Origin of the sequence: Streptomyces sp. NBC_01635, from assembly GCF_045209715.1 — a bacterium.
Lineage (GTDB): Bacteria > Actinomycetota > Actinomycetes > Streptomycetales > Streptomycetaceae > Streptomyces > Streptomyces hirsutus.
The window spans coordinates 2,729,508-2,744,917 of the sequence record NZ_CP109277.1 but is presented as its reverse complement, the minus strand read 5'-3'; the positions used below and the strand labels follow the sequence as shown (position 1 = coordinate 2,744,917).

At 72.2% G+C, this 15,410-nt stretch carries 14 protein-coding genes; 6 read left to right on the top strand and 8 right to left on the bottom strand.

Annotated features, from left to right (window positions below; genetic code table 11):
* Positions 1-32 precede the first annotated feature (32 nt).
* The 3 genes from OHB56_RS12950 to OHB56_RS12940 all read right to left on the bottom strand — a co-directional run bounded on the left by OHB56_RS12950 (position 33) and on the right by OHB56_RS12940 (position 1,421).
* Entirely contained in the window at positions 33-599 is a 567-nt protein-coding gene (locus tag OHB56_RS12950) for a TetR/AcrR family transcriptional regulator (protein WP_326752404.1), read from the bottom strand.
* The gene (locus OHB56_RS12945) at positions 596-958 is read right to left on the bottom strand and encodes a DUF1304 domain-containing protein (protein ID WP_326752403.1); all 363 of its coding nucleotides are present in this window, start codon (positions 956-958) and stop codon (positions 596-598) included. The genes OHB56_RS12950 and OHB56_RS12945 overlap by 4 nt, the downstream gene beginning before the upstream one ends.
* Before the next feature lie 295 nt (positions 959-1,253).
* A complete protein-coding gene (locus OHB56_RS12940) occupies positions 1,254-1,421 on the bottom strand; it encodes a DUF397 domain-containing protein (RefSeq protein ID WP_406353342.1) in 168 nt (55 codons plus the stop codon).
* Positions 1,422-1,558: 137 nt separating this feature from the next.
* On the opposite strand from OHB56_RS12940, the gene OHB56_RS12935 reads away from it, so the two are divergent.
* Positions 1,559-2,290, top strand: a complete 732-nt coding sequence (locus OHB56_RS12935) for a hypothetical protein (RefSeq protein ID WP_055597623.1) — start codon at positions 1,559-1,561, stop codon at positions 2,288-2,290.
* 650 nt (positions 2,291-2,940) lie between these two features.
* On the opposite strand, the gene OHB56_RS12930 is transcribed toward OHB56_RS12935, so the two are convergent.
* The 3 genes from OHB56_RS12930 to OHB56_RS12920 form a co-directional block, all read right to left on the bottom strand.
* A complete protein-coding gene (locus OHB56_RS12930) occupies positions 2,941-3,894 on the bottom strand; it encodes a nitroreductase/quinone reductase family protein (protein WP_326752402.1) in 954 nt (317 codons plus the stop codon).
* 516 nt (positions 3,895-4,410) lie between these two features.
* Positions 4,411-6,000 carry an acyl-CoA carboxylase subunit beta gene (locus OHB56_RS12925; protein WP_406353341.1) on the bottom strand — a complete coding sequence of 530 codons (1,590 nt, stop codon included), beginning with the start codon at positions 5,998-6,000 and terminating at the stop codon, positions 4,411-4,413.
* Between the two features lie 97 nt (positions 6,001-6,097).
* Entirely contained in the window at positions 6,098-6,889 is a 792-nt protein-coding gene (locus OHB56_RS12920; RefSeq protein WP_326752400.1) for an AfsR/SARP family transcriptional regulator, read from the bottom strand.
* Positions 6,890-7,189: 300 nt separating this feature from the next.
* Between OHB56_RS12920 and OHB56_RS12915 the strand changes: the two genes are divergently transcribed.
* The 5 genes from OHB56_RS12915 to OHB56_RS12895 all read left to right on the top strand — a co-directional run bounded on the left by OHB56_RS12915 (position 7,190) and on the right by OHB56_RS12895 (position 12,226).
* A complete protein-coding gene (locus tag OHB56_RS12915) occupies positions 7,190-7,426 on the top strand; it encodes a hypothetical protein (protein WP_406353339.1) in 237 nt (78 codons plus the stop codon).
* Complete coding sequence (locus OHB56_RS12910; protein ID WP_406353338.1) at positions 7,423-9,870, top strand: TOMM precursor leader peptide-binding protein; 2,448 nt, start codon at positions 7,423-7,425, stop codon at positions 9,868-9,870. The genes OHB56_RS12915 and OHB56_RS12910 overlap by 4 nt, the downstream gene beginning before the upstream one ends.
* Before the next feature lie 95 nt (positions 9,871-9,965).
* Entirely contained in the window at positions 9,966-11,324 is a 1,359-nt protein-coding gene (locus OHB56_RS12905; protein ID WP_406353336.1) for a sensor histidine kinase, read from the top strand.
* A gap of 32 nt (positions 11,325-11,356) precedes the next feature.
* Positions 11,357-11,965, top strand: coding sequence for a response regulator transcription factor (locus tag OHB56_RS12900; protein ID WP_326752395.1), 609 nt, complete (start codon positions 11,357-11,359; stop codon positions 11,963-11,965).
* A 93-nt stretch (positions 11,966-12,058) separates the two neighbouring features.
* On the top strand, positions 12,059-12,226 hold the full coding sequence (locus OHB56_RS12895) for a hypothetical protein (RefSeq protein WP_167353877.1): 168 nt from the start codon (positions 12,059-12,061) through the stop codon (positions 12,224-12,226).
* A gap of 17 nt (positions 12,227-12,243) precedes the next feature.
* On the opposite strand, the gene OHB56_RS12890 is transcribed toward OHB56_RS12895, so the two are convergent.
* Positions 12,244-13,479, bottom strand: coding sequence for an acyltransferase domain-containing protein (locus OHB56_RS12890; RefSeq protein ID WP_406353334.1), 1,236 nt, complete (start codon positions 13,477-13,479; stop codon positions 12,244-12,246).
* Positions 13,480-13,590: 111 nt separating this feature from the next.
* Positions 13,591-15,324, bottom strand: a complete 1,734-nt coding sequence (locus OHB56_RS12885) for a fatty acyl-AMP ligase (protein ID WP_406353332.1) — start codon at positions 15,322-15,324, stop codon at positions 13,591-13,593.
* Between the last annotated feature and the right edge of the window lie 86 nt (positions 15,325-15,410).

Below are 15,410 nucleotides of genomic sequence, written 5' to 3'. Positions count from 1 at the left end.
CCGCGAAGGAAGGCTGGCGGGCAGGCGGCCGGTCAGGGCAGGGGGGTGCGGTGCAGGTTGATGAGCAGACGCCAGACCCGCTGCGCGATCTCGGCGGGTGTGGCCTCGATGAAGCCGTGCAGCCAGTCGGCGAGAACTCCGGCGAAGGTCGCGGCCACGGCCGAGGCGACCAGGTCCGGCTCCGGAGCACCGGCCAGGGCGCGCTCGGTGTGGCTACGGGCGCGCAGATCCTGGTGGAGTACATGGCCGAGAGGGCCGCTGCCGCCCGGGCGCAGCAGTTCCCGGTAGAGCCCGGCGTGCGGGGCGAGACGGTCGAAGAAGGCGAACAGGGCGGGCGGAGGGGTCTCGGGGTCGGGTGTGCCGCGCCATGCGTGCAGGGCGTCCACGGCTTCGCGGACGATATCGGCGCACACGTCGACGGCGAGCGCCTCCAAGTCGGCGTAGTGGAGGTAGAAGGTGGCGCGGCCGACTCCCGCCCGGCGCACCAGGGCGGCGACGCTGACCTCCGCCAACGGGCGGTGGGCACACTCCTCGAGCAGTGCCCGGCCCAGCTTGGCCCGCGTCCGTGTCGTGCGGGGATCCGCATGCCCGGCGGTCACCGGGCAAGCAGAACGGCGGTGAGGGCCAGGGCCCCGGGTGCTGCCTGGGCCATGAGGATCCGTCGGTTGGTGGTGAGTCCGCCGTACAGCCCGGCGATGAGCACGCAGATGAGGAAGAAGACCTGGACCCGGAACCCGGTCGGATCATCTGCGATCAGCGCCCAGATCAGCCCGGCGGCCAGGAACCCGTTGTAGAGGCCCTGGTTCGCGGCGAGCGGGGCAGTGGCGCGGGCCATGGCCGCATCAAAGCCGGAGAGCTTGCGGCCCGGCCTCCTCTCCCACAGGAACATCTCCAGAACCAGGAAATATGCGTGCAGCGCGGCCACCAGCCCCACCAGCACGTTCGCAGTCGTCTCCACCGGGTACCCCCATCCTCAGACATCATAGACAAGTGTCCACCATACATGGACACTTGTCTATGATGTCTGAGTGGGGCGACAGCCGTCGCCGCATCCGCGTCCGCTGCATCGTGTCCACCGCAAGATGGAAATGCGGGTCGTCTGCAAGGAGTTCGCCCGATGCCTGCGCGCAGTCGGCCGGGGGCCCGGTGACACCGGCCCTCCGGGCGACGCCTGAAGCTGATCGGGTATCCCGCGCACGTGAGAGCCCCGCCGGCCTGAAGGGGCCGGCGGGGCTCTCACAGCTGTGCGTGTGTCAGACGCTCCGCTCCGGCAAGGCCGACGATCCGACGAACCCCGTCCACGCGTCACGCGACACCGTGAGGACGGGCCCGGCAGTGGTCTTGGAGTCCCGGACGTGCACCGCGGCCGTGGCAGCCGCGACCTCCACGCGGACCGAGAGCCTGGGACCGGGTGATCCCATAACGGGCGGCGGCCGGAATCCCTCGCTCCGGGGCGGTTCGCAGAGAGCCGGTTCCTTCCGAGCCCGAGCCGCCGGAAAATGCGGCGACGGGAGCGGGGTCGACCGGTTAGGTTCCTGAGTGTTCTCAGGGGGATCACATGACCAAGCTGAACCAGATCATCGCTGTCGAAAAGGGCGTCAAGAGCAAGGCGGTTCAGGACGTCAACGGGGCGCACCAGAAGGTGCAGAAGCCCGCGCTGCTCGCCGGTATCTCGCGTACGTACCAGCCCAAGGACGAGGAGGGCGAGCAGTTGCCGCCCGAGTCCACGCGGGTGCAGGTGCAGGGCGAGGACGTGCTGCGCGAGATGGCGGCCTCGCTGACCCGGCTGTTCGACGTGACGGCGACCAAGGACTGGGCGAACTGCACGGCCCGCGCGGACGTCACCGTCGAGGGGCGGACCATTCTCGCCGACGTGCCGGTCAGCTACCTCCTCTTCCTGGAGAAGCAGCTCACCGATCTGCACGCCTTCGTCCGGAAGCTTCCCACGCTCGACGCCGCCGAGTCCTGGTCCCACGACCCGTCCACGGACTGGTGGAAGACGGACCCGGTCCGCACGATCCGTACCAAGAAGGTCCCCCGCAACCACGTCAAGGCCGAGGCGACCGAGAAGCACCCGGCGCAGGTCGAGGTGTACTACGAGGACGTGCCCATCGGGTACTGGACGACCGTGAAGTTCTCCGGCGCGCTTCCGGCGCGGCGGGTGAACGAGCTGGTGGAGCGGGTCGAGAAGCTCCAGCAGGCGGTCAAGTTCGCCCGCGAGGAGGCCAACGCCACCGAGATCACCGACCAGCGGGCCGGCGAGGCGGTGTTCGGCTACCTGTTCGGCTGACGCCGGGCCGGTAGCCTCCATGATCGCCCCCGCGTGCGAGCGCGGGGGTGCGCGACGGCGCGGGCCGGACTGAGGGCCGGTTCGCGCGACGAGCGCAAGCTGAAACTGACGTTCAGCCTGAAGAAGCGGCCCTCCGAGCGGAGGCCGCGGTCAATCTCAGACTCTCGCTCCAGTCTCAGCATCGCTGCCGATCGCCGGAACGACCGAGGAAGGACGATTGCCGTCGGATGCGAGTTCAATTCTCGCCTGCACCTCTGCCTGGTGCGGTAGTTCAAAGGAAGAACACGACGGCTTGATGACTGATCCTCCCTCTTAAACGCGCCGGCGTGCGCAATGAGGTGGCATCCCCAGGGGCCCGGGAGCTGGATACGACTCCCGGGCTCCGTCACGTCCGGGGACCATGGTTGCACCTCCTGACCAGAGCGTTTCGTGGATTGCAGTACTAGGGCCTGTTCCTGGTGGGGATCTAGATCTTCGGATTCTGCCCCCTCTTCGCGGTTGGGCAACCCCGCTCGAGGAAAACTCAACGCTTACTGTCGAGGGCGACCGGAACCGGGATTCCGGGCCGCGGCATGCTCCTGCCGGGGCCTGGCGCGCAGCGGACACCCCCGGGCCGAAGAAGGGGTCGGCCCGGGGGTGCTGGTGGATGATCAGCCGAAGTTGGGAGCCGGGGCCGTGGCGTTGAGCGCCGTCACGATGGTCTCCTCTTCGTACCTGAAGTGGGACTCCAGCTGGTTCGCCAGCCGCTCCAGGTCGGCGCGCAGCCGCACGGGGTCGGTCTCACCGGGTACGAAGCTGTCGACGAGCCGCTGGATGTCGTCCTGCAGCCGCGCCACCACCTTGTGCTCCTCGACGAGCTGTGCCAGCGCCGGAGCGAGTGCGGGGAACTGCTTGGCCAGCATCGGGAACATGGCCATGTCCTCGCCACCGTGATGCTTCTTCAGTGCCCCGCAGAAGTTGAGGCAGTGAGTGCGCATCTGCTGGGCGAGGTCCGGCCGCGTCCGCTCGATCGTGTCCGCGCCACCCTCGATCACCTGGTCCACCTGGGCGCGGAGCGTCTCGAGTTCCTTGCGCAGCCAGTCGTGTACCTCGACGATCCAGTCGCCCATGCCCTTGACCCGCTCCTCGCCGGGCTTGGGGCCGATCCGGTGCAGTACGACGACCGGGATCTCCCGGGCCGTCTTGGCCTGGTGGTCGGCGTACCCCGGCGCCTCGGTGATCACGCGGTCGAAGAGCTTGTCACGCTCCTGGGCCGGCGGGATGGCGGCGATCGCCTGATAGGTGTCGGTACCCGTCTCGACCGTCACGATCGGGTTCTTGCGGATGTTGTGGTACCACCCGGGGTGCTTGTCGGCGCCGTTCGAGGATGCGACGACGATCCCTTTTCCGTCGAATTCGAGATACCCCAGGATGCTCTCCCGGCGTAGGCCGCTCTTGGCTCCGACGGTCGTCAGCACGGCCAATGTCCAGCCCTCGAACATGCCGCTCATCTTCCCGTCGTTCGCCCGGAACTCGGCGATGACCTGACGCTGGAAGTCATTGACGTCGAAGCCCGCCCAGGTCTCGGCCTGTGCCTCCCAGGTCTCGGCCTGTTCCTTGCTCATGCACTGCCTTTCCGTGTCGATCGATCGCGAAGGAGGGCCACGCCACCGGAAATCGACACAGAAATACCCCGCATGCCTACACAGTGAAGATGGGCGCAGCAACCCCAGGACAGGGATTGACAAGCTGCGAGAGACGGAACGTGCCGATCTCTGCAATGGCTGAGTAGCCGCTACCTCCATGCATAGGCCCATACGGGGCTCGGTGAGACCGTAACACCGTCCCCGCTGACCGAGCAACGTCACCTTGGCTGGCGCAACCGGGATCCGATGAACCGGAGTTGGGCCCGATCTCGAGTCATCCCTTAGTGAGCGTGGAGGAAGCACCGCGGCCGTCGGCACGGGGACCGCCAGGCTCCGCCGAGCCGTTGGTTGCGAGGGTCCCGGCCGATGTACCCGTGTGTCCGGCTGGAGTGCCGTTCGGACCGCAGGTCGGCACAGGTGTCCGGAGCCCGCTCGCTGCGGCCGGGCCGGGCCGTCGCCCGGGCCGTGTCCCGCGGTGCTTCGTCCGACGCCGGATCACATCGGCGGGTTGCCGTGCTTGCGCTCCGGGAGGCGGGCGTTCTTGGTGCGGAGCATGGCCAGGGAGCGGATGAGGACCGTGCGGGTCTCCGCCGGGTCGATGACGTCGTCGACCAGGCCGCGTTCGGCCGCGTAGTACGGGTGCATCAGCTCGGCCTTGTACTCCTTGATCAGGCGGGCCCGGGTGGCGTCCGGGTCGTCGGAGGCGGCGATCTCGCGGCGGAAGACGACGTTGGCGGCTCCCTCCGCGCCCATCACCGCGATCTCGTTGGTCGGCCAGGCGAAGGACAGGTCGGCGCCGATGGAGCGGGAGTCCATGACGATGTAGGCGCCGCCGTAGGCCTTGCGGACGACCAGGGAGATGCGGGGGACGGTCGCGTTGCAGTAGGCGTACAAGAGCTTGGCGCCGTGGCGGATGATGCCGCCGTGCTCCTGGTCGACGCCGGGCAGGAAGCCGGGGACGTCGACCAGGGTGACCAGGGGGATGTTGAAGGCGTCGCAGGTCTGCACGAAGCGTGCGGCCTTCTCGGAGCCGTGGATGTCGAGGACGCCGGCGAGGGCGGCGGGCTGGTTGGCGATCAGGCCCACGACCTGGCCGTCCAGCCGGGCCAGTGCGCACACCACGTTGCGGGCCCAGGCCTCGTGGACCTCGAAGCAGTCGCCGTCGTCGACGATCTCCTCGATCACCCCGCGCATGTCGTAGGCCTGCTGGGGGTCGGCCGGGACCAGCGTCGTCAGTGCCTCGGTGCGGCGGTCGGCGGGGTCGTCGGACCGGACGGCGGGGGGAAGTTCGCGGTTGTTCTGGGGGAGCAGCGAGAGCAGGTGGCGGACGTCGGCCAGGCATTCGGCCTCGTCGTCGTAGGCGAAGCCGGAGACGCCGGAGAGGGAGGAGTGCACGTCGGCGCCGCCGAGGCCGTCGTGGGTGATCTGCTCGCCGGTGACGGCCTGGACGACGTCCGGGCCCGTGATGAACATCTGGGAGGTGCCGCGCACCATGAACACGAAGTCGGTCAGCGCGGGGGAGTAGGCGGCGCCGCCCGCGCACGGGCCGAGGACGACGCTGATCTGCGGGATCACCCCGGAGGAGCGGGTGTTGCGGCGGAAGATGCCGCCGTATCCGGCGAGCGCCGTGACGCCCTCCTGGATGCGGGCGCCGGCGCCGTCGCTGAGCCCGACGATCGGGGCGCCCGCCGCCTCGGCCAGGTCCATCACCTTGTGGATCTTCTCGGCGTGGGCCTCGCCCAGGGCGCCGCCGAAGACCCGGAAGTCGTGGGCGTAGGCGAAGACCGTACGGCCGTGCACCAGGCCCCAGCCGATGACGACTCCGTCGCCGTGCGGCTTGCGGTCCTCCAGGCCGAAGCCGGTGGCGCGGTGCCGGCGCAGCGGCTCGATCTCGGTGAACGTCCCGTCGTCGAAGAGGAGGCGCAGCCGCTCGGGCGCGGTGAGCTTGCCCTTGGCGTGCTGGCGCCGGGTCGCCGCGGGGTCGGGGCCCCGGCTCAGCTCCTCCTTCAGGCGTGTCAACTCGTCGGTGGAACGGCGCAGATCGGGAGCGGGCGCCAGAGCGAGGAGCTCGTCGAAGGTCGTCATTGCGGCACCGTAGGGACGCCGCCTCAAAGCCTCCGGCATGTTGTGTGGAGCGGGGGTGGAGCCCGGGTGGAGCGGTCGGCCCCCCGTCCTCGGTCCCTCAGTCCGCCGCGGCCGGGTGCAGGGCGTGGTCCGGGTCGCCGGAGAGAACCGCCTGGTGGAGTTCCCGGAGCGGGCCGGACGGTTCCAGGCCCAGCTCGCGGACGAGGCTGCCGCGCAGCCGCTGGTAGGCCTCCAACGCCCGCCAGCTGCCACCGGTTCGGTGCAGGGCACGCATCAACTGGCCGCAGAAACCCTCGTGGAGAGGGTGGCGTGCGGCCAGTACCCGCAGTTCGGGGACCACTTCGGCGTAGCGGCCGAGCCGCAGGTCCGCCTCGATGCGCCGCTCCAGGGCGGTGGTGCGCTCCTCGTTCAGCCGCAGCACCTCCAGCTCCAGCGCCGGGCCGGCCGGTACGTCGACCAGGGCCGGCCCCTGCCACAGCGCGAGTGCGCGGCGCAGGGTGGCGGAGGCCGCCCGGTAGTCGCCGATCTCGAAGGCGGTACCGCCGCTCACGGCGAGCCGCTCGAACTCGTGGGCGTCGACCCTGCCCGGCTCCACCTGGAGCAGATAGCCGCCGAAGCGCGTCACCAGGACGTCCTTCGCCCGCCGCGGATCGCCGTCGAGGGCGGTGGTGATCCGGCGGCGCAGCTGGAGGACGTACGTCTGCAGGGTGGTGGAGGCGCTGCGGGGGATGCGCTCGCCCCAGATCTCCTCCATCAGCGTGGGCACCGACACCACCCGGTCGGCGTGCAGGGCGAGCAGGGCCAGCAGCTGGCGGGGTTTCGCCGCGCTCGGCACCACTGAGACGCCGCGTTCCTGCGCGGCGAGCGAGCCCAGGACCTGGATCTCCATATGTGTCTCCCCCTTGGGCCACGGCCGCCGGTGACGCGTGGCGACCCTATGGTTTCCGGCTCATGAGCGTCGCACCGCGGACCGTGCCCGGCCCAGTGAGCGGTGCACGAACCCGGGCATGAAAATCTCATGGGTGGCCGATGATCCGCACACTGACGGACGGGCGAATTCCGGCCGCAGACTTCCGAACCAGGCGCCGACCGCACATGCGGTTCGGCACAGCCTGTTCCCATCGAGGACGTCGCCGGCGCGTGCGCCGCTTCGTCGGTCCACCGGTTTGTTCATCCACAGGGGGTTGTCATGAACGTTACCGAAAAGCTTGCGGGCTTCGCGGAACTGGTCTCTCGCATCGGGCTCGAGGACGTTTTCGCATCCGGACCCGCCACCGCGCGCGGCGCGTTCGGTGCGGCGTCGGGTGAACCCGTCGGCGCGGGCGGGGAGTCCGTCAGCGTCGAGAGCCTGAACTTCGCCGAGCCGGCGGGGGCGGAGTGGTGCATGTGCATCTCCGTGCTCCTCGACGCGCCGACCGCTGCGTGACCGAGGTACAGGCCCCGGGGCACGGCCCGTTCGTGGCGCTCAAGCGCCATGTGCGGGCCGTGCCCGCTCCGGGGGAGGCCGTGTTCATGTGGTCCGACACGGACGTGACGGCGGTGCGGGGAGCGGGCGCGAAGGCCCTGGTGTCGCTCCTCGACGGCAGCCGTACCCTGCCCGAACTGCTCCGGGACGCCGCTGCCGCCATGCCCGCCGAGGAGGCGGGCCGGGTCGTACGGCGCCTGGCCGAGGCCAATCTGGTGGGCTACCGCCACACCGCGCCGTGCCCGGCCGGCCCGGCCGGCCTCACCGGCCGCACCGGCCGCACCGGCACCGATCCCGCTTCCGCCCTCGGCTGCGCGTCCCCGCGCTCCGACCGCGAGCCCGCCGAGGCCTACTGGGACCGCGCCGGACTGGACGGCTTCGTCGCCGAGGACACCGTGCGCGGCACGCCCGTGGCGCTCATCGCCGTGGGGGACGTGGACCGCGACGAGGTGCGCGCCGCCTGCCGTGCCTCCTCGATCACCGCGGTCGACGACGAGGAAGGCGCGGACGCGCCCTTCGCGCTCGTCCTCTGCGAGGACTACCTGGCACCCGAACTGCGCGCGGTCGAAGCCCGGTTGCGCGCGCAGGGCCGGCCCTGGCTGCTGGCCAGGCCGTTCGCGGCCGAGCCGTGGACCGGGCCGGTCTTCGAACCGGGTGACGACGACGCCGCCTGCTGGAACTGCCTCGCCCACCGGCTGCGCGAACACCGCCGGGGCGAACTGACGGCGCGCCGCACCCTCGGCCTCGACGACCTCCGGGGGGCCGGCGGCCCCGGCACGGCCCCGCGCCCCGCCCGCGCCCCCGTTTCCGCCCCCCGCCCCGCGCCCTCCCCGGCCGCCGTGCGGGCCCTGGGACTGCACAGCGCCGTGCTGGAGACGGCCAAGTGGCTGGCGGGGCTGCGGAGTCCGGAACAGCGGGCGGTGTGCGTGCTGGACGGCCTCACCCTGCGCACCGGCCACCATCCGGTACGAAGACGTCCGCAGTGCCCGTCCTGCGGCGACCCCGCGCTCGTCGCCGAGCGGACCCGCCGCCCGGTGGTGCCGGTGTCCCGTCCCAAGGCCGGCGGGTCCGGCAGCAACGACCGGGCGCTCTCCGCCGAGCAGCTGCTCGCCCGCCACCGCCACCTGGTCGGACCGGTCACCGGCATCGTGACGGACGTACGCCCCATGGCCGGCCTGCCCGAAGGGCTGCACGCCTACGACTCCGGGCACAACCTCGCCCTCGGCGGCCACTCGCCCGCCGCGGTGAGCCGGGTGCTCAGGTCCCGCAGCTCCGGCAAGGGGGCGACCGCCGTCGAGGCGCGGGCCAGCGCCCTGGGCGAGGCGGTGGAACGTTACTCCGCCGCCCGCCAGGGCGACGAGCTGACGATCACCGACTCGCTCACCGGCCTCGGCCCGGCCGCCGTCCACCCCAACGCCTACCAGTTGTTCCACGAGCGCCAGCACGCCGAACGCGACCGCTGGAACGCCTCCCACACGCCGTTCCACCACGTGTGCGCGCCGTTCGACCCCGGGGCGCCCACCGAGTGGACGCCGGTGTGGTCCCTCACCGCCGGCACCCAGCGGCTGCTGCCCACCGCCACCCTGTACTTCGACACCTCGTCCGGTGGCACCCGGGACGGACTGTGGGCCGACTCCAACGGCAACGCGGCCGGCAGCAGCCCGGAGGACGCCCTGGTGCAGGGGTTCCTGGAACTGGTCGAACGGGACGCGGTGGCCCTGTGGTGGTACAACCGCCTGCGGCTGCCCGGTGTCGACCTGGACGCCTTCGACGAGCCGTGGCTGAGCGGCCTGCGCGACGCCCTCGGCCGGGCCGGGCGCCAGGTGTGGGCCCTCGACCTCACCTCCGACCTCGGCATCCCCGTGATGGCGGCGGTCTCCCGGGGCGCCGGGGACACGGACACGGCCGCGCCCGTCCTGTACGGGTTCGGGGCGCACCCCGACCCGCGGCTCGCCCTGCGCCGCGCCCTCACCGAGATGGTCCAGATGCTGCCCGCCGCCGGCCCGGCGGCGACCACCCCCACCGGCCGGCCGGCGGGTGCCGCCCCCGGAGCCGTCACCGGACCCCGTACCCCCCGGACCGACGAGCAGCCCCACCTGCTGCCCGACGCCGCGCATTCGGCCCGTGCTCCCGGCGCGTGGCGGTGGTCCGGACGCAACGACGACCTGCTCACCGACGTGGAGGAGATGCGCGCCCTGGTCGCCGCGCACGGCATGGAGTTGCTGGTGCTCGACCAGACCCGGCCGGACGTGGGGATTCCGGCGGTGAAAGTGCTGGTGCCGGGACTGCGCCCGTTCTACGCCCGGTTCGCGCCGGGGCGGCTCTACGACGTACCGGTGAGTCTCGGCCACCTCGCACGGCCCCTCGCCTACGAGCAACTCAACCCGGTGCCCCTGTTGTTGTAGATCGCGTGAAGGTGTTGTACGGGTCCCGGACCCGGCATGCGTCGGCATATAGTTCGGTCACGCATAGTCCCGACGTCCATGCGAGGAGTCGACACATGGCGGGCCGTTTCCGGACCTCGGACAACGACCTCCGTCGAGACGAGGAGTCGGCGGAAGGGACGCGTCCGGACCCGGAGGGCGGGCAGCCGCCGGCCGTCGCCGCGGTGGCGGGGCGGGCGCCGGGGCCGGGACCGGGGTGGCACCGGACCGGGGCACGGGACCTGCTGGCGCCCCGGCTCGCCCAGGGAATCAGCGCGGTGGTCTTCGCGGGCTACGGCATCGTCACCCTCCTCAACGTCCAGAACGAGGTGCCGGGCACCAGGGCCCGGATCGTCTGCACGGGCGCGGTCGTCGTGCTCTACGCGGTGCAGTTGCTGCTCATCTCGCCCGGCACCCTCAAGTGGTCCGCACGCCGTAAAACGGCCACCCTCGGCGTGCAGGCGGCCCTGACCCTCGTGCCCGTCCTGTGGGTCGGCGGCGTCTGGGGCAGTATGGCGGGACCCCTCGCCGGATCGATTCTCCTCCTGCTGCCCGGGCGGATCGCCTGGCCCTGCTACGCCCTCGTCCCGCTGACGATGCTCACCTGGTCGCTCGCGGAGGGCGTGACCGCTCTGGAGGCGGGCTACTACACCATCTCCACCGCGCTGACCGGGCTGGTCATCTACGGCCTCACCCGCCTCACCGACCTGGTCCGCGAAGTCCACGACGCCCGCGCCGAGATGGCCAGGATGGCCGTCACGCAGGAGCGGCTGCGCTTCGCCCGGGACCTGCACGACCTGCTCGGCTACAGCCTCTCCGCGATCACCCTCAAGAGCGAGCTGATCCACCGGCTGGTGCCGGTCAACCCCGAGCGGGCCCGCGACGAGGTCGCCTCGGTGCTCGGGGTCGCCCGCCAGGCACTCGCCGACGTACGGCTGGTGGCCAGCGGCTACCGGGACATGTCGCTGGAGGCGGAAGCCGCGTCGGTGGCCGAGGTGATGGCGGCGGCGGACGTCGACGTCGAGGTGGACATCCGGTGCGGACGGCTCCACCCCCTGGTGGACACCGTGCTGGCGACCGCCCTGCGCGAGGGCGTCACCAATATTCTCCGTCACAGCAAAGTGGAGTCCTGTACGGTCACGGCCGTGGTCACCGGCGACACCGTACGCCTCGACCTCGTCAACGACGGGGTCGCCGCCCCGGACCGCTCCCTCGCCCAGGACCGCGGCAGCGGCCTCGGGAACCTGAGCGCCCGGCTCGGCGCGATCGGCGGCGAGCTGACGGCGGGTGTCGTCGAGGGCGGCCGGTACCGGCTGACGGCGGTGGCCCCCGTCAGGCCGCCGACCGGCGCGGACACGAGCCCGTGCCCGCGCGTGGACGAGGCCGCCGACGGCGCGGCCGACCGGATCGGAGAGGTGGACAGACCCGCCGTCTGAATGCCGTGAACGAATCGGGGGAAACAATGGGGATGGTGAGAATCCTTCTCGCCGAAGACGTGCACATGGTCCGCGGCGCGCTGGTCGCCCTGCTGGAACTGGAACATGATCTTCAGGTCGTCGCGTCGGTGGACCGCGGCGACCTCATCGTGCCGTCCGCGCTCGAAACCCGTCCCGATGTCGCCGTCATCGACATCGACCTGCCCGGCACCGACGGCCTCACCGCCGCCGCGGACCTGCACCAGAAGGTGCCGGAGTGCCGCACCCTGATGCTCACCAGCCTGGGCCGGCCCGGCACGCTGCGCCGGGCGATGGCCGCGCGCGTCTCCGGCTTCCTACTCAAGGACTCCCCGCCCTCCCGGCTGGCCCAGGCGGTCCGCTCGGTCGCCGCGGGCCGGCGCGTCATCGATCCCGAACTCGCCCTCACCGCCTGGGAGGCGCCGGACAACCCGCTCTCCCCCCGGGAGACCCAGGTGCTCCGGCTGGCGGCCCGCGGCGCCGACGCGGCGGAGATCGCCGACCAGCTCTATCTGACCCAGGGAACGGTACGGAACTACCTCACCGCCATCGTCGACAAGCTCAAAGCCCGCAACCGGATCGACGCCATCCGTATCGCGGAGGAGGCGGGCTGGATCCCGTAGGAGCGCGGAGGACGCACCCCGGGGAAGTTCCGGCTCCGGTCCCGGCCTAGGGTGCGACCGGCTGCTGTCCCGCTCGACCGGTAAGGAGGTCACATGCTCAAGAGGCAGTACTGGGGCATGACCGTGCTCCTCGTCACCCTGGCCTTCAGCTATGTCGGCTACCGCCTCAACGACGGGTCTCCCAGCACGCCGTGGACGATCGGCGGACTGGCGGCCGGGGTGACCGGCACGGCCGTCCTGGCCCGGGCGGGAAAGAAGTAGGCCGAGAGGGCCCCCGCTCATATGCCCGCCAGCGGGCCCGCGTCGAGTTGGGACAGGACCCCCGCCAGATCCACCGCGTTGCTCCCCGGACCGCGGCACACCGCCAGGCAGGCGGGGCCGCGCGTGCCGGCCATCCGCCGCAGGAACGGTGTGAGCACCGCCCTGGGGCCGATCTCCACGACGTGGCTGGGCGCCTGCTCGGCCAGCATCCGGCGGGCGGCGTCGGCGAACCGCACCGGCGCCGTGATCTGCTCCGTCCAGTACCCGCCGGCCAGGGGCTCGTCGTAGCGCCGCCCGTACACCGTGGAGTAGTACGGCACGGTCGGCCGGCCGGCCGTCACATGCCGGGCCGCGTCCGCGAACCGGGACGTCACCGGCTCCATCAGCGGCGAGTGGAAGGCGTGCGTCACCTGGAGGAAGGTGCCGGCGATACCGACCGCCGCCAGCCGTTCCCGGACCCGCTCCAGAGCGTCGACCGCACCGGAGAGCACCGTGGCGCGCGCCGCGTTGAACGCGCCGATCGACACCTCCGGCTCGCCCGCGGCCGCCTCCGCGGCCTCGAACGGGCTGGCGCAGGTCGCCATCATCCCGCCGCCGGACGGCAGGTACTGCATGGAGGCGCCCCGGAAGCACACCAGCCGGGCGGCCTCCTCCAGGGACAGCGCCCCGGCGACCACGGCCGCCGCGACCTCGCCGGTGCCGTGCCCCAGGACGGCCGCCGGACGCACCTCCTCCTCCTCGAGGAGGGTCATCGCCAGGGCGTACTGGACGGCGAACAGCGCGGGCTGGGTCAGCGCCGTCTGATGCACCCGCGGATCACCGCAGAGGATCAACTCCCGCACGGAGCGGCCCAGGTACGGGGCGATCGCCTCGTCGGCCGCCGCGAGGTGACGGCGGTAGGCGCTCAGGGCCTCGTGCAGGCCGGCCGCCATCCGCGGATGCTGGCAGCCCTGGCCGGTGAACACGAACACCGCCCTGACCCGGCCCGGTTCGCGTCCCATGCCGTGCCGCATCGCCAGATAGCGGGCGAGGTCGCGGACGGTCGGATGGGCCCAGATGTCCGCCGGGTCGAGCAGGGAGCCGAACTCCTCCTCGATGTCGCCGAACAGACCGAGCAGAGCGACCGAGTCGAGCCCCCACGCGGACAGTTCCTCGTCCTCGCCGACCACCCTTCGCGCGTACCCGCCGATCCGTTCGGCGAGCCAGGCGGCGAAGTCCCCCTCGTCGGGATCGTCCGGTGCCGTTGCGCTCACGTCCTGCCCCTTCCCTGCCGTCGACGACGTGCCCGTACACGCCGGCGCGTGCGTGTGCCTCCTCGGCCGGCGACCCGGCGCGCCGCCCGCGAGAGGGCGGCGCGCGGGCCGCTACCTCCGGCCCGACGGGACCGGGAGGTCCTCGTCCAGGTACTGGTACACGGGCCGCAGCCCGCCGTTCAGGAACAGCCGGCGCATCGCCGACCGCTCGACCTTGCCGCTGGTGGTCCGGCGGACGGTGCCGGGCCGTACCAGCAGCACGCCCGCCACGGACACCTCGAACTCCTCGGTCAGGCACCGCCGTACGTCCGACGCGAGTTCCTCCAGATCCAGCGCGTACCGCCGGTGGGTGCGCAACTCCTGGACGAACACCACGCGTTCGCGCTCGCCGGGTACCGAGAACGCGCTGCCCGCGCCGAACAGGGTGCTGACCCGCTGGACGGTGCGCTCCAGGTCCTGCGGATACAGGTTCCGCCCGGCGACCACGATCACGTCCTTCAGCCGGCCGGTGACATGGAGGTGGCCGCCGGCCAGCGCGCCCAGGTCACCGGTGCGCAGCAGGCCGCCGGTTCCGTCGGCCGTCGCGGCCCCGAAGCGTTCCGCGGTGGCCGCGGGATCGCGCCAGTAGCCGCGGGCCACCCCCGGGCCGCGCACCCAGATCTCGCCCACCTCCCCGTCCGGCAGCACCGCGTGCGTGTCCGGGTCCACGATCAGCACCTGCCCGGCCGCGCCGGCCGCGGTGCCGCAGGACGCCAGGGTGTGCGCCGGCCGTCCCGCGCGGGGCGCGTCGAGCCGGCCGTTCTCCAACGCCTTGGCGTCGACGGTCAGTTCACCGTCGGCAGCCGGGCCCCCGGAGATCAGCAGCGTCGCCTCCGCCAGCCCGTAGGCGGTACGCATCGCCTCCGGGCGCAGACCCGCCCCCGCGAACCGTTCCACGAACGCCTGCCGGGTCTCGGCCCGCACCGGCTCCCCGCCGGAGACCGCCACCCGCCAGCCGGACAGGTCCAGCCCGTCGAGCTGCTCGTCGGTGACCCGCCGCGCGCACAGGTCGTACGCGAAGTCGGGGGCGCCGCTGACCTCGATGCCGTACCGCCCGATGGCCTCCAGCCACCGCACGGGACGCCGTACGAACGCCTCGGGGGACAGGGCCACCGAGGTCGCGCCGAGCCACAGCGGGTGCAGCAGCTGCCCCACCAGCCCCATGTCGTGGTGGAACGGCAGCCAGCCGCCGATCCGCGACCCGGGGCCCGCGCCGAGCAGCTCCGCCAGCGCCTCCTGGTTGGCGAGGAGGTTGCCGTGGGTGACGACCACCCCGTGCGGGCTGCCCGTCGAGCCGGAGGTGAACTGCAGGTACGCCACCGCGTCCCGGTCGAGCACGGGCAGCGGCAGGCCGGTGCCCCCGGACACCGCGTCGGCGGCGAGGCACGGCACCGAGCCGTGGCCGTGCCGCGCCAGCAGCCGGGACACGTCGGGGGCCAGCGCGGCGTCGGTCAGCGCGACCCGGGGCGACGTCAGCCGCACGATGCCCGCGACCCGCTCCTCGTGATGGCTGTGGCCCCCCGAGGGAGGGACGGGCACGGCGACCGCACCCGCGTACAGACAGGCCAGGAACGACACGGCGAACTGACGTGGTGAGGCGTGCAGCAGGAGCACCGGCTCCCCGGCCGCGCCGTCGGCCAGCAGCCGGCCGGCGAGACGGCGGGCCGAGGCGTCGAGCGTGCGGTAGGTGACCGTGGCCGGACGGCCGCGTTCGTCGCTGTCCGGCAGCAGGAGCAGGGCGACGCGATCGGGCGTCTGCCCGGCTCTTTCGGTGAACACTTCGGTGAAGGTGCGATAGCCGGTCATTCGGGACCCCCATGCGTGTCGTACGGGTGCGGGCGCTCCCCGTCATCGGCGCCCGTGCCACCCGCTCCGTGACCGTATGCGCGCCG